General features: G+C 74.7%; 8 protein-coding genes. 3 read left to right on the forward strand and 5 right to left on the reverse strand.

The window, feature by feature from the left end:
• Positions 1 to 189: 189 nt before the first annotated feature.
• On the forward strand, positions 190 to 3435 hold the full coding sequence (locus tag AACH11_RS10360; RefSeq protein WP_341374143.1) for a PAS domain-containing hybrid sensor histidine kinase/response regulator: 3246 nt from the start codon (positions 190 to 192) through the stop codon (positions 3433 to 3435).
• Here the strand turns inward: AACH11_RS10360 and AACH11_RS10365 are convergent.
• Genes AACH11_RS10365 through AACH11_RS10375 form a run of 3 tightly spaced genes read right to left on the reverse strand, consistent with a single transcriptional unit; the run spans position 3410 to position 8867 of the window.
• Positions 3410 to 4750, reverse strand: coding sequence for a right-handed parallel beta-helix repeat-containing protein (locus AACH11_RS10365; RefSeq protein ID WP_341374144.1), 1341 nt, complete (start codon positions 4748 to 4750; stop codon positions 3410 to 3412). The two genes, AACH11_RS10360 and AACH11_RS10365, sit on opposite strands and share 26 nt — an antisense overlap.
• Positions 4751 to 4801: 51 nt before the next feature.
• Positions 4802 to 7498 (reverse strand): hypothetical protein, encoded by a 2697-nt coding sequence (locus AACH11_RS10370; protein WP_341374145.1) that lies wholly within the window; start codon positions 7496 to 7498, stop codon positions 4802 to 4804.
• Between the two features lie 25 nt (positions 7499 to 7523).
• Complete coding sequence (locus AACH11_RS10375; RefSeq protein WP_341374146.1) at positions 7524 to 8867, reverse strand: NAD(P)/FAD-dependent oxidoreductase; 1344 nt, start codon at positions 8865 to 8867, stop codon at positions 7524 to 7526.
• A 196-nt stretch (positions 8868 to 9063) separates the two neighbouring features.
• On the opposite strand from AACH11_RS10375, the gene AACH11_RS10380 reads away from it, so the two are divergent.
• Together AACH11_RS10380 and AACH11_RS10385 are read left to right on the forward strand one after the other, a co-directional pair.
• Complete coding sequence (locus AACH11_RS10380) at positions 9064 to 9465, forward strand: TraR/DksA family transcriptional regulator (protein WP_341374147.1); 402 nt, start codon at positions 9064 to 9066, stop codon at positions 9463 to 9465.
• A gap of 76 nt (positions 9466 to 9541) precedes the next feature.
• On the forward strand, positions 9542 to 9922 hold the full coding sequence (locus AACH11_RS10385) for a hypothetical protein (protein WP_341374148.1): 381 nt from the start codon (positions 9542 to 9544) through the stop codon (positions 9920 to 9922).
• A 59-nt stretch (positions 9923 to 9981) separates the two neighbouring features.
• Here AACH11_RS10385 and AACH11_RS10390 read toward each other — a convergent pair whose 3' ends face one another.
• Both AACH11_RS10390 and AACH11_RS10395 read right to left on the reverse strand, forming a co-directional pair.
• Positions 9982 to 11478, reverse strand: coding sequence for a sensor histidine kinase (locus tag AACH11_RS10390; protein ID WP_341374149.1), 1497 nt, complete (start codon positions 11476 to 11478; stop codon positions 9982 to 9984).
• Positions 11475 to 14450, reverse strand: coding sequence for a CheR family methyltransferase (locus AACH11_RS10395; protein WP_341374150.1), 2976 nt, complete (start codon positions 14448 to 14450; stop codon positions 11475 to 11477). The genes AACH11_RS10390 and AACH11_RS10395 overlap by 4 nt, the downstream gene beginning before the upstream one ends.
• Positions 14451 to 14843: the final 393 nt, after the last annotated feature.

Here is a 14843-nt window from a genome sequence, read left to right on the forward strand (position 1 = left end):
CGCCAGCGCGATCGCTCATCGATGGAGCCTGTGCCATCGGTCACGCCGGGGTCGTGCGGCAGGGTCGCCGATCCACGGGGGACCTGCCTGCCGTGCGGGGGGTGCCAAGGTGATACTGACCGCGACCGATCCTCCGTCGGCGGCTGCTCCGGCCGTGACGTCGCGGACCGGCTGCACCGAGTCGCCTCCGTGGACACCCCCTTGTTCGCCCCTCCGAGTTCCAGCGCCGCGTTCGACGCCCTGCGTCACCGCGTGCTGCAGGCCTACTGCCGCGCGGTCGCGGTGATCTCGGGGCTGGGCCTGCTGACCTGGCTGGCGCTCGGCGAGCTGGACTCGCTGGCCGCGCGCTGGCCCCTGCTGCTGGCCTATGGCGCGATCGCCCTGCTGGCGGCCGCCTGTGCCCGGCTGGAGCCGGCACAGGCCGAGCAGGCCCTGCTGCCGGTGGCGCTCGGCAGCGTGGTCTCGATCGCCGCCGGGGCGCTCTACAGCCCCTGGTCGCTGGACACGCCGGGCCTCGTCTTCTACTGCCTGCAGATCGTCGTCGTCTGGGCCGTGGGCAGCGGCGGCACGGCCTGGACCGTCACGCTGGCCTCGCTGGCGGCCGTCGGCGCACTGGCCGTCAGCGACTGGCTGCAGGTGCTGCCGCAGCAGCCGCCCACCCCGGCCACGCTGCAGGCCTGGGGGCTGCGGCTGGCGGCCTGGCTGCTGTCGCTGTTGTTCGGGGTGTCGATCGGCCGTGCGCTGGCCCGCTTGATGGACCACCAGGTGCAGACCGTCTCCAGCCGCGAGCGGCGCTTCCACGCGCTGCTGGACATCGCCTCCGTCGCCTACTGGGAGACCGATGCCAAGCTGCGGCTGCGGCGCGTGGTCTACCGCAGCGGCGCGGGTTCGCTGGCCCATCTGACCGAGGCCGAAGGACGCCTGCCCTGGGCCTGGACCGCCCTGCAGTTCGAGCCCGATGCGCTGGATGCGCTGCGCGCCGACATGGAAGGCCGCGAGGCGGTGCGCGAGGTCACCGCCCGCCTGGCGCGGCCCGACGGGCGTGGCTTCACGCTGCTCGTCAGCGGTCAGCCCCGGCGCGATGCCCAGGGGCGCTTCATCGGCTACTGGGGCGTGGCGCGTGACGTCAGCACCGAGCACCGGGCGCGCGCCGCGCTGCAGGCCACCGAACGCCGCTACCACGACCTGTTCGTGCGTCTGCCCACGCCCTTGCTGCTGCACCGGCGCGGCCAGATCATCGACGCCAATCCGGCGGCGGCGCAGTTGCTGGGTTATGCGTCGGTCGCCCGCATGCTGGGCCACGATCTGCTGGCCGAGCACATGGACGAGGGCGGCCGGGTGCAGGCCCGCACCCGGCTCGACCATCTGGAGCAGCAGCCGCTGGGGGCCGCGCTGCCGCCGCAGCCCTTCCGCCTGCTGACCCACCAGGGCACCGAGCTGCAGGTGCGCGCCTCGGCCGCGCGGGTCGAGGACGCCCAGCTGCCGGCCGTGCTGTCCATCCTGCTCGACGAGACGGCCTCGGTGGCCGCCGCGCGCGCGCAGCAGCGCACCGAGGTGCTGTTCGCCCAGGTGCTGGCCACCAGCCCCGACGTCATCGCGCTGATCGATCTGGCCAGCGGCCAGCTGCTGGTGGTCAACGAGGCCTTCTGCCGCCTGACCGGCTGGAGCGTCGAGGAGGTCGCCGGCCGCAGCGCCGCCGATCTCGGCCTGTGGCGCGAACCGGCCGAGTACGAGCGCCTGCTGGCGCTGCTGCAGCAGCGCGGCGGCACGGTGCGCGATGTCACCGTCCATCTGCAGACCCGCCATGGCCAGGGCGTGGCGCTGCTGGTCTCGGCCTCGCGCTTCGAGCGCGACGGTCGCGAGCGGCTGGTGCTCAATGCCCGCGACGTCAGCGATGTGGACCGGCTGCGCCTGGAGCGCGAGGCCATCCTGGACAACGCCTCGGTGGGCATCGCCTTCGCCCGCGATGGCCGCTTCGAGCTGGTCAATCCGCAGTTCGAGCAGATCTACGGCTGGCCGGCGGGCGAGCTGGCCGGCCGGCCGACCGCGGCCATCTGGTCCGGCGCCCAGGAAGATGCCGCCCTGGCCGAGGAGCTGGGCGCCGCCCTGCGCCGCGGCGAGGCGGTCGAGCTCGAACGCCTGGGCACGCGCCACGACGGCGGGCTGTTCCTCGTGCGGCTGCGGGCCAAGGCCATCGACGCCCTGCACCCGGCCGAGCACGGCACGATCTGGATCGCCGAGGACGTCACCCGCCAGCGCCGCGACGAGCAGGCCCTGGCCCGCGCCCGCGACGAGGCAGAGGCCGCCAGCCGGGCCAAGAGCGCCTTCCTGGCCAACACCAGCCACGAGATCCGCACCCCGCTCAACGGCCTGCTGGGGCTGGCGCGCCTGGCCCGTCAGCCCGGCGTGCCGGCGGCCCGTCAGCGCGAGTACCTGGACCAGATCGCCGAGAGCGCCGAGGCGCTGTCGATGATCATCTCCGACATCCTCGACCTGTCGAAGATCGAGGCCGGCCGGCTGGAGATCGAGTCGGTGGCCTTCGACCTGCGCGAGCTGCTGCATGCGCTGCAGCAGGGCTATGCCGCGCTGGCCGCCGCCCACGGCCTGGCCTTCTCGGTCGAGGTCGACCGCGGCCTGCCCGCGCGACTGGCGGGCGATCCGCTGCGGGTGCGCCAGATCCTGGCCAACTTCCTGCACAACGCGCTGAAGTTCACCGCGGCCGGCAGCATCCGTCTGGTCGCCCAGTGGCGCGCCGACGAGGGCGTGCGCTTCGAGGTCCACGACACCGGCCCCGGCATCGACGAGCCGACCCAGCAGCGCCTGTTCAAGCCCTTCACCCAGGGCGACGACTCGACCAGCCGGCGCTATGGCGGCACCGGTCTGGGCCTGTCGATCAGCCGCGAGCTGGCCCAGCTGATGGGCGGCCGCATCGGCGTGATCAGCGCGCCGGGCCGGGGCAGCAACTTCTGGGCCGAGCTGCCGCTGCCGCCGGCGCCCGAGCCCCCGCCCGACACCGTGCCCGATGCCCAGGACGATCTGGTGCTGCGCGGCGCCCGCGTGCTGCTGGCCGAGGACAACCCGGTCAACCAGATGATCGCGGTGGCCATGCTCGAACAGTGGGGGCTGGTGGTGACGGCGGTCGACGACGGCACGCAGGCGCTGACGGCCGTCGAGCAGGCGGACGCGGCCGGCCGGCCCCTGGACCTGGTGCTGATGGACGTGCAGATGCCCGGCCTCAGCGGGCACGAGGTCACCGAGCGCCTGCGCCACACCCACGATCCGCGCCGTCTGCCGGTGATCGCGCTGACCGCCGCGGCCCTGGTCTCCGAGCGCGAGCGCGCGCTGGCCGTCGGCATGAACGACTTCGTCACCAAGCCGATCGATCCGCCGCGGCTGCGCCGCGCGCTGGTCAGGGCCCTGCGCGCGCGGCGCTGAAGGCGCCGGCCACGTCCGGTGGCTGCCACGCCGGGGCCCGTGCCGCACCCGACCGCAGGGTCGGCGTCAACGCTGTCAGCGCCGTCAACGCCGCCAGCGGCGGGGCGCCGCGCAGCGACAGCGCCCGCGGCCGCCAGTCGCCCTGTGCGGGCGCCTGCAGCGCCGCCGCCGGGACCTGGGTGTTGCCGGCCAGCGCCGCCGTCTCGGGCAGTTGCCAGCGGCCCGTGCCGACCTGCAGGTTGTTGAGCACCTGCACCGCCACCGTCGGCGGTGCCGGCGCACGGCCATCGCTGACCCGCAGCCAGACGGCGTCATCGCCCGACCGTTCGTTGACCAGGGTGTTGTGCACCAGGTCCAGCCGGTGGGCGGGGCCCTGCAGGCCTTCGGCGCCGTAGGACACCAGCACCGGATTGCGCGTGGCCGGGCCCTGGCGGATCAGGTTGCCGAGGGCCCGCACCTGGCCGCCGTTCGGGAACTCCAGCTCGTAGCTCGCGCTGCCGCCGTCGTCGCTCAGGCGGTTGCCGATCACGTCGCTGACGTGGGCGCGCGACTTCAGCAGATGGCCGACGCGCACGCCACCGAAGTGGCAGCCGAGGACCGTCAGCCGCGCGATCGCGCCGACATAGAGGTGATGGGTGCGGCCGTCGCCAGCGCCGTTGCGGTCGAAATGGCAGTCCTGCAGCCACAGCTCGGAGACGCCGTCATTGCCGCTGAGCAGGCCGTTCTCGCAGTCCTCGAAGCGGCAGTCCTGCAGCGCCAGCGTGCCGCCCTCGAAGCGGATGCCGGCGCCGTTGCGGTCGGCCACGCGCACGCCACTGAAGGCCAGGCCGCGCAGGCGCAGCGTGCTGCCGCGCACCACCCACAGCGCCTTGCCCTCGGCGGCCTGGCCGTGGGCGGGCAGCCGGGTGCCCGGTCCGCGGGCACGCACGGTCAGCGCGCGCCGGCCCTCGATGAGCAGCGGCTCGGCCGGATGGTCGCCGGGATCGAGCTCGATCAGCGCACCGTCGGGCGCGGCCTGCAGGGCCTGGCCCAGCCGCGTGAGGCGGCGGCCCGGACCGACCTGCAGCACCGCGCTCCAGCCGCCGGGGGGCGGGGCGTCGAGGTCGACGCCGAGGCTGGACGGCGCGGCCCGCGCGGACGTGGCCCAGCCTGCTGGGCCCACGCCCATGCCCACACCCACGCCAAGGCCCACCAGCGCGAGCAGCGCCTGGCGCCGGCCGGGATCGTGCGCCGGACCGGGGTCTGGCCGTCGGGCGGGCGGCAGGGGCGGCTGTGGTGGCTGTGGCCGCGGGTCCGGGCTGCGGGTGGGGGGCATCGCCAGGTCTCCAGACCGGGTCACCGGTCGGTGGTCGGTGGGGCGGATCGCTCAGCGGGCGGCGGCCGGGCGCGGCGCCTGCAGCGCGACGGCCGTCAGCAGGCCCAGCAGCAGCGCGATGCGCGGCATGTCCAGCAGGCTGTCGATGGCGCCGACGGCCTGCACCGCCACCAGCGCGGCCAGCAGGGGCGCGGCCAGCGGCCAGGCGGGCGCACCGGTCGGGCGGCGCAGCGCGCGGGCGGCCATCCACAGTGCGCCCAGCAGGCCCGCCAGCCAGGCGCCCAGACCGATCAGGCCCTGCTCGTACAGCAGGTGCACGGCCAGGTTCTTGGCATGCCAGGGCATGTGGTGCTTGTCGCTGCTGAAGAACCAGGCGGCGCCTTCCGCGCCGAAGTCGCCGTTGCGCAGCAGGGGGCGGCCGCTGGCGTCGCTCAGCGTGATCTCGCGCAGGTCGACCGCCACGCCGGCGGCCTCGGTGGCCAGCGACAGCACGCGCTGGCCGGGCCAGGGCGAGCGTCCTTCCGCGGGCTCGCCCGGGCGCCAGTCGACGGTGAGCGTCTGCCAGGCGCCGGGAACGTCGGTCGGCCGCAGCGGCACGCTGATGCTGTTGCAGCCCCCGTCGTAGATCAGGTGGCGGTCGCACAGCTCGACGATCAGCGGTGTCGTGCCCGCGGTGCGCAGCGTCAGACCCAGCTGCAGCGGGCCGGGTGCGGGCCGCGTGCGCAGGCGCTGCGACAGGCGCAGCAGCTCGCCGTGGCCCATCACGTGCTGGCCGGCGACCAGCCGCATCGTGGCGCGGCCGTCGCTCGGGTCGTGCAGCAGGCGGATGTCGCCGGGCCGGGTGCCGGGCGCGGCCTCCAGCGCCCAGCGGTCGACGAAGCGGCCGCTGCCCACGCCGCTCAGCAGCCGGCCCTCGGTGCGCAGGCGCTGCACGATGTCGCCCCAGTGGCGACCGCGCAGGTCCTCGTCGCCGCCGGTCTGGCCGATGCGGTCGCTGAAGTACGTGCCACCGCCGAAGCTGCCGACCAGCAGCGCCAGCCCGGTCAGCGCGGTGGCGGCGCCGGTCTGCCAGCGCAGGCCGCCGGGCCACGGGGCCCGGCGTGTGTGCAGGGGCCGGCTGCCGCGGGGGGCGGTGCGGACGCCGGGCGCGCCCTCGGGCATCGCACGGGAGGGGCCTGCCGCCGGTCCTGACGTGCCGCGCGTTGCCGTTGCCGCCGCCGCCGCCGCCCGGCTCAGCGCCCAGGCGCCGAGACCGGCCGGCAGCAGCGCCACCAGCGCGCCGCGCAGGCCAGCGTCCGGCCCACCCCAGTGCAGTGCGACCCAGGGCAGCGTGGCCAGCAGCAGCCACCAGCCGCTCCAGGCGAGGGCGGGTGACCGCCGGCCGGCGCGGGCGGGCGGTCGGGTGGGCGGACGGGCCGCCGCCGCCAGTCCGGCCAGGCACAGCAGGCCTGCACCGGCGGCCGCCAGATAGGGCCCCTTGGGCAGCAGCAGGCCGATGGCGGCCAGCACCGGCGCGCCGGTCAGCAGGCCGGCCGTCAGCGGCCGCGCCAGGCCGGTGGCGGAGGGCTGCGGTGGTGCGGCCACCGGCAGCAGCAGGGTCAGCAGCGCCAGCAGCAGCAGCAGGCCGCGCCAGCCGGCGAGCGGGAACAGGGCCCCGCCGGCCAGCACCAGCAGCAGCGCCAGCAGCGTGCCGGCGGCCCACGGTGACAGCCACGGGCGCGGGTCCGCGGCCCGGGCGGGCGGTTCCACCGCCGGGCCGGGGCTGGCGATGGGCGGGTGGCCGGGGCGCGCGCCGGATGCGGGGGCCTGGGCGCGCTCGTCCGGTGTCGCGTCCAGCCAGGCGCACAGCAGCAGGCCCAGCGGCAGCGTCAGCAGCACGATGCGCGAGAACGTCGTCAGCCCGGCATAGATCCCCAGCGCCATCACGCCGCCCCACAGGGCCAGCGCCGGCAGGCCGCGCGCATGGCGCAGGCGCTGCAGCGCGAACGGCGCGGTGACGGCCAGCCAGGCGTCGAGCGCGGCGCCGCCGACGTGCATCTCCCAGAACGGGCCGGTGGTGCGGTAGTCGCTGGAGAAGTCCAGCAGGCCGGGATAGGCCAGCCGCTCCAGCAGGCAGCTGGCACTGACGACGGCAAAGCCGCACGCCAGGCCGCCGCCCAGCGCCAGGGCGGCGGCGCGCGGCTGTGCGGCCTGCTCGCGCCGCCACAGCGGCACCAGCCACAGCAGCAGCAGCGCCGGCTTGAGCAGGCGCAGCACGTTGGCCGCGCCCCGGTAGCCGTCGTACCAGGTCCAGGGCTGGGGCCAGCCGCCGGCGTCCTGCCCGCCGCGCCAGGCCGCCAGCGCCTGCACGGCCAGCCAGGGCAGACCGACCAGCAGCAGCGGGACGAGCGGTGCCGCGGTGGCGCCGCGTCCGCCGTGACCGGCCGCCACGCCCCCCGCGCCGGCCTGTGGCCACAGCGCATGGCGGGCCCAGGCGCCGGCGGCCAGGGCGGCCAGCAGCAGATCGGATTCCTCCAGCGTCAGCCAGCCGGTCCAGGGGGCCAGGCCGGCCAGCGGCAGCAGGGCCGGCCACAGCCACAGCCAGGCGCGCGGTGCGGCGCCCGCGGCCAGGGCCAGCACGGCGGTGGCCACCAGCGCCACGGTCGGCGACAGCGGATGCAGCGCCGCGATGGCGCCGGCGACCGCCAGTGCGGACAGCGCGGCCACGGCCGCGCGCAGACGGGCCGCGGGGCGGCGAGGATCGGACATCAGGGACAACTCCGGGAGGACCGCGTCAGCGCAGCGGCAGCATCAGCTTGAACAGCCCGCGCAGCGTGATCAGCTGGTCGGGGCTGCGGGTTTCGTCCAGCACCTCGGCCATGCGGCGGCGGATGCCGGGGCTGCGGCGGGCGCGCCAGATCAGCAGGTCGGCCAGCCAGGGCCGGGCGCTGATGCGGTCGGCCTTGCGGTAGAGCGCGAAGCGTGGCTGCAGCGCCTGCAGGCGCTGCGCATAGTCCTGCAGCAGCCCGGCGTCCGCCGCGGCCGATGCCGATGCCCGATCGTGCGGTGCGGCCAGGGCCCCGTGCAGGGCCGCGGCCGCCAGCAGGCCGGTCTCCATCGCCTTGCCGATGCCCTCGCCGGTGAAGGCATAGGTGCTGCCGACGGCCTCGCCGGTGGCCAGCAGGCCGGGGCGACCCCAGCGCGCGCCATCGAGCGAGCAGCGCAGCGGGGCGCCCTTGAGCGGCGCGACGACCTCGCCCTCGCGCAGCAGGCGGCCGGCGTCGGCATGCACCTCGCCGAAGATCTGCATCACGTCGCGCAGGTTGACGTCGGCCATGCGGGCGCGGCCCTGCGCGTCGATCGAATGGCTGCCCGACAGGCCGACGCCGACGTTGAACAGATCGTCCGGCCCCGGGAACACCCAGCCGTAGCCGCCGCGCAGCCGCGGGTGCCAGACCACCTGCAGTGTCCGCAGCCGGCCGGCGAGCTCCGGATGGCGGACATGGGTGCGCACGGCCATCGCGCTCGGTGTCTGGCGCTCGCACAGGCCGGCGGCCAGCATCGCGCGCGGACGGGCGCCGGTGGCCAGCACGGTCCAGCGCGCCGGCAGCTCGATGCTGCGCCCCCCCTGGCTCAACCGCGCGCCGCACACGCGGCCCGCCTCGTCCAGCAGCGGCCCATCCCAGCGCCAGGGCGCCGCGAAGCGGGCACCGGCCCGCACGGCGGCCCGGCACAGGATGTCGTCGAGCACCCGCCGGGGCAGCACGGCCAGCTGGCCCGGTACATCGACCTGCCCGCCACGCGGTGCGATGCAGGTGACGGCCTGCAGCCGGCGGGCCCGGGCCATCACCTCCTCGTGCACGCCCAGATGGTGCAGGGCGGCATGGGCATCGGGGATGAGGCCGTCGCCGCAGACCTTGTCCCGCGGGAAGGCCTGCTCGTCGATCAGCAGCACATCGTGCCCGCGGCGGGCCAGGGCCTGGGCGCAGGCGCTGCCGGCCGGGCCGGCGCCGACCACCAGCACCTCGCAGGAGGGCGGCAGGGCCGTCGGTGGCGGATCGCCCGGCCCGGCGTGCGGGCCGTGGCCAGCGGCCGGTGCAGGGGGGAGGAGAGGCGCGGCGGGCGAGGCGGAGGTCATCGGCGGCGGTGCGGTCGGCCATCCTGCGGGGCCGCCGGGTGGGGCGACTCGAAGCATTTCATTGTAGGCAGCCCCCGGCCGGCCCCCGGCGCGCACGCCGCTGGCCGCATGCCCCCGGGTGTGTGCCCCCGCACGCTTGACACGGCTCAAACAGGCCCGGCCGCCACAGTGCCACGATGGGCCCAAGGAGAACGCGATGACCCCCTCGAGCCCCGCCCCCCTGGACCCTGAACAACGGCGTTGGCTGCACGAGACCCTGCAGCAGCGTCGCCTGGAGCTGCAGCACGCGCAGCAGGCCCATCTGGGCGGTGGCAGCCGTGCCGAGCATGCCCGCGAGGTGCTGCTGCAGGACGGCGACGACGCCACCCAGCGCGATGCCGAGCGCGAGCTCGACCTGGCGCTGACCGACCGCGAGGTGGTCGCGCTGGCCGATGTCGATGCCGCGCTGCGGCGGCTGGAGACCGGTCGCGCCGGCCAGTGCGAGGCCTGTGGCGAGCCGATCGCCTGGCCCCGCCTGCGCCTGCAGCCGACCGCCACGCACTGCATCGACTGCGCGAGCGGACTCGAACGCGGCCGGCCACGACCGGCCACGCTCTGAGCCGGCGCGGCCGCCTCACCCACCCGGTCACGACGCCGCCGCGGCGCCTGACCTCCCACCCCCAACCGGAGATCCCATGACCCTGTTCCACGCCGTCGTCACCGTCGACCACCATCAGGCCCAGGTGCTGCAGTTCGATGCCGAACATGTGCTTGCCCAGAAGGTCAAGAGCCACAGCCACCACACCAAGCAGCATGGCAACACGGTGCGCACCGAGCACGAGTTCTATGCCGACGTCTGCGATGCACTGGCCGGCATTCCCGAAGTGCTGGTCACCGGTTCGCGCAACGCGATGGCCGACTTCCGCCACTACGTCGAGAAGCACCGCGCGCCGCTGGCCGCCCACATCGTCGGTTGGGAGACCATCGATCATCCGACCGAAGGCCAGCTGATCGCCTTCGCGCGCCAGTACTTCGTCAAGTACGACCGCATGGCCGGCACGCCGATCCCGAGCTGATCCCGAGCGGATCCCGGCCCCGCGGTTCCGGCGTCAGGAGCCCGCCGCCCGGCGTCCGGTCAGGCCGCCGGCAGCGTGAGGCGGAAACAGCTGCCGACGCCCGGCTCGGAGCGCGCATCCAGCCGGCCGCCCATGGCTTCGGCCAGGCCGCGCGCGATGCTCAGGCCCAGGCCGGTGCCGCCCACCGCCGTGCGTTCGGCACCGAGCCGGTTGAAGGGCTCGAACAGGTGTTCGAGCTGCGCTTCGTCGAGCCCGATGCCGCCGTCGGCGATCTCGATCCAGACCCGGCCGGCCGCGGTGTCGCGGCCGCAGCGGGCCTCGACCCAGCTGTCGCGCCGGTTGTACTTGATCGCGTTGCTGACGAGGTTGGTCAGCACCTCCCAGATGCGGCGGCCGTCGCCGCGGGCCAGCACCTCGTCCGGCGCGGCGGCGCCGTCTTCGGTCCCGTCCTGCGGGGTCGGCCCGGCCACCCGCAGACGCAGACCCAGCGCCGTGGCCGCGGCCTCCTGCAGCTGCATCACGTCGCGCACCGTCTGCCGCAGTGGCACGGCTTCCTCCTGCAGCTGCAGCGCGCCGCATTCGAGCCGCTGCAGCTCCAGCACCTCGTTGACCAGGCCCAGCAGGTGTTCGCTCGCCTGGCGCATCAGGCTCAGCCGGCGCTGGCCCTCGCTGCTGCACACGTCGCCCTGCAGCTGCAGCAGATGGGTGAAGCCGATGACGGCGTTCAGCGGCGTGCGCAGCTCATGGCTCAGGCGCGACAGCAGCTTGGACTTGGCGCGGCTGGCGGCCTCGGCCAGGGCCTGCTCCTGCTGGGCCCGCAGCGCGGCCTGGTGGGCCTGCTGGGCCTCGACCCGCGCCGTGCGGTCATTGAACAGGCACAGGAACAGCCCGGCCGGCGGGCCGTCGCGCCGCGCGAGGGTCGCCCCCGGTGCGACCAGCCCCTCGCGCAGCGGCAGGCGGCACAGCCGCAGATCGGCCCAGCGGCGGCGGCGGTCGAAGGTCAGCACGGCCATGTCGTCGAGGGCGACGCTGACGCCCTCGTCACGGCAGCGCAGCAGGGCCAGCGCCAGTTCGCGTTCGGCCTCGGGCTGCACCAGCAGCCGGCGCAAGGGCAGCGGCATGCTGCGCAGCGCGCCGGCCAGCGCGTAATCCTCGGTCGCCCGGGCATTGGCGTCGACGATCACGCCATGTTCGTCGATCAGCAGCGCCGGCTGCGGCAGCAGGCGGAACAGCGTGCTGAACCAGTCCAGCGTGCGCGACATCCGCAGCTGGGTCTCCTCCAGCTGCTGGTTGCGGGTCTCGAGTTCGAGCTGGTAGAGGCGGAAGACCTGCTCCAGCGGCGCGCTCAGGCGGGCATCGGTGCCGAGCAGGGTCTGGGCCGCGACCGTCTCGCCGGCGCGCAGGTGGTCGAGCGCCGTCTGCAGCAGATCCTGCAAGGCGTCGTGGCGGTGAGGGCCGGGGCCGGGCCCGTCCTCGATCGTGACCCGGCTGTCGGCCAGTGGCGCGACGGGCCGCGTGGCGGGCAGGTACGACGACGGACCGGGCAGGGTGTTCATGGTCGATCAGGTCCGGAGTCTGCATCCAGGGCCGCGGCGGATGCCGGCGACGGACGGTACCAGCGGGTGATGTCCAGGTGCGAGACCACCGCACCGCTTCCCTCGCCGTGGGCCGCGCCGTCCAGCGGCAGGGCCTGCAGCGCGAACCAGCGGGGCTCGTCCGGGGCATCACAGGGATAGATCAGCTCGACGCGGTCGCGCTGGCCGGCCAGCAGCTGCTGCAGCTGCAGCAGCACCTGCCCGGCGTCCGGGGTCGTCGAGCGGGCGACCACGCCGAGGTAGTTGACGCCGATCTCGGTGTGGGCCTCCAGCGGCCGGCCTTCAGCGTCGCAGGCGGCATTGGCCTGCGCGAACGCGCGCCAGGCGCGGTTGACCTGGGTGATCGTGCCCAGGCGGTCGAGCACCGCGATGTGCTGCGGCAGCGAGTCGATCAGCCGCTGCAGCCGGCGCGCGTCGTGCAGCCGGGAGACGTCGACCAGGCTGAGCACCGCCCGTCGCCGTGCGCCGCCCTCGGCGTAGCCGACCACGCGGGCCAGGTGGCGCTGGCCCTGTGGGCCCATGAGCTCGCGCTCGATCAGCGACTCGCCGGCCAGGGCACGGGTCAGGTCGCCGACCAGCTCGGGGTAGTCGATCTGGCAGTTGAAGTCGCCGATGTGGCGGCCGACGTCCTCGCGCCGCAGGCGGAACAGCGGCTGCGCCTCGGGCGTGAAGCGCACCAGGGCGAGCGCCGGATCGACGAACAGCGTGGCGATGCCGGTGGCCTGCGACATGCCTTCCAGGTCGGCGTTCAGCGCGTTGACCAGGTCGAGCTTGGCGTTGTATTCGGCATTGACGGTGTAGAGCTCCTCGTTGACCGACTGCAGTTCCTCGTTGGTCGACTGCAGCTCCTCGTTCGAGGACATCAGCTCCTCGTTGGCGGCCTGCAGCTCCTCGTTGGCCGCCTCCAGCTCCTCGATGCTGCCCTGCAGCGTCAGCCGGGTGTCCGACAGCTCGCGCTCCAGCCCGGCCAGACGGTCGAGTTCGGCGCTGTCGAGTGGCCGCTCGTGGGCGCGCGGGCCGTCGTCGTCGGGCAGCGTCTCGATGCTGGCCAGCACGCAGCCCTGGCCTTCCTCGCTGGCGGGCAGCGGCCGCGCGACGACGCGCACGCGCAGCTCGCGGCCGTCGAGCTCCATCCACAGCGGTGGCGCGGTGCAGGGCTGGCGTTCGCGCAGCGCGCGCTGCACCGCATTGCCCACCACCGCGCCCAGGCGCGGCGGCAGCAGGCGGATCGCGTCCAGGTTCGGCTGGCCGCCGGACACGCGCAGGAAGCGCTCGGCCGGGCCCCAGGCATGCAGCAGCTGGCGCTGCGCGGTGATCAGCAGCGAGACCGGCACATAGGCCTGCATCAGCGCCTGCTGGGCGAGATCGACCGCCGTGGCGCCGCTGCCCACGCGTGCGGTGCGCTCACCGCTGCCACGCAGGCGCGGCGGCAGGCCGCGCGGGCCGGCCGGTGCCTGGCGCGGGCCGAACTCGCGCAGCGTCTGGGTGATCAGCACCGGCCGCATCAGGCGGTAGAGCTTGTGCAGGCCGTCGACGACCTGGAAGTCCGGCTGCAGCGCGCCCAGCGATTCGCTCGAACCCAGCATCAGCAGCCCGCCCGGGTTCAGCGCGTACTGCAGGCGGCGCATCACGTGTTCCTGGGCATCGGCCTGGAAGTAGATCAGCGTGTTGCGGCAGACCACCAGGTCCATGCGCGTGAACGGCGCGTCCTCCATCAGGTTGTGGCGCGCGAACAGCACCATCTGCCGCAGCTCGGGCCGCACCGTGATGCGCTCGTCCTGACGCACGAAATGCTGGGCCAGACGCGGCGCGCTGAGCCCGTCGCCCGCGCCGGCCGGATAGCTGCCGCTGCCGGCCTGGGCCAGCGAGCGGGTGTCCACGTCGCTGGCGAAGACCTTGATGCCGGGCCAGCGCTGCTCGGCCTGGCAGGCCTCCAGCGCGAGCATGGCCAGCGTGTAGGCCTCCTCGCCGGTCGCGCAGCCGGCGCTCCAGATGCGCAGCGGCGCGTTGTCGGCCCGCTGGCGCAGCAGCTGGCGCAGCGCATCGGACAGCGCCTCCCAGGCCGTCGCATCGCGGAAGAAGCTGGTGACCGGGATCAGCAGCTCCTGGCGCAGGGCCTCGCACTCCTCGATCGAGCCCTGCACCCGGTCGGCATAGTCCGACATCGAGGCCAGCGCCAGCGCCGCCATGCGCCGCTCGATGCGCCGCATCATCGTCGGCAGCTTGTAGTGCGAGAAATCGATGCCGCAGTGGCCCCGCAGGGTGTCGAACAGGCGCTGCAGCGCCGGCCGCGTCGATGGCGCGTCGATCAGCCCGCCATCGCCCAGGCGGCCGCATTCGCCGCGGGTGATGCGCAGCGTGCGGTCGGCCAGTTCGGTCGGCGGCAGCACCGCATCGATGCGGGTGGCGGCGATCGCGTTGCGCGGCATGCTGTCGAAGCGCGCGGTGTCGGGCTGCTGCGCCATCACGTAGCCGCCGCTGTCGCGCAGCACGCGTGCGCCCTGGCTGCCGTCGGAGCCCGAGCCCGACAGGATGACGGCCAGGGTACGCGGCGCCAGCGCGGCATCCAGCGTCGACAGGAACTGGTCGATCGGCAGCGAGACGCCGTGGCGTGGCCGCGGTGCGAAGGCCAGTTGCTCGCGCTCCAGCGTCATCAGCACGCCCGGCGGCATCAGGTAGACCCGGTCGGCCAGCAGGCCTTCACCGGCCTCCGCCTGGTGCACCGGCAGGCAGCAGTGGCGCGACAGCAGCTCGGGCATCATCGAGCGGTGGTCGGGTGCCAGGTGCTGGATGATGACGAAGGCCGCCTGCGTCGGCGGCGTGATCGCCTCGAAGTAGCGCTGCAGCGCCTCCAGCCCGCCGGCCGAGGCGCCGACGACGACGATCCAGGGCATGGCCGTGGCGGCTTCCTCGGTCGCTCCGTCGTCGGCCATCGCCGATGGCCCGTGCCGCGTCACGGCAGGGTCGGCGTACGTGGTCAGGGGCGGGGCTTCCGCGGTGGGGTCGAGGTCGGAATCCGGGTGCAAGGTGTCGCTTTCAGCGCGACCCCTCGGCAATCGGACGTGCGGGCCGGGTGGGCCGGTGCACGCGGGACGGACGGTGTCTGCGGCGGCGCCCTGATGCCGGCCTGCCGCAGGATGACCATCACGGAATCGGGGTCAGACGGACAGCATAGCGCCGTCCGTCGAATCGTCCTGTAAGGGACTCTTTGCCGGGCTGTCAGGAGATCTTGTGCGGCGGGTCGTCGCCGGGCCCGTCGGACAGGGCGGACGCGCCGGACCGGACCCGACACCGAGGTCGGCCGGCCCGGTCGCTCATCCCCTCAG

The organism is Pseudaquabacterium rugosum, assembly GCF_038066575.1.
Lineage (GTDB): Bacteria > Pseudomonadota > Gammaproteobacteria > Burkholderiales > Burkholderiaceae_C > Pseudaquabacterium > Pseudaquabacterium rugosum.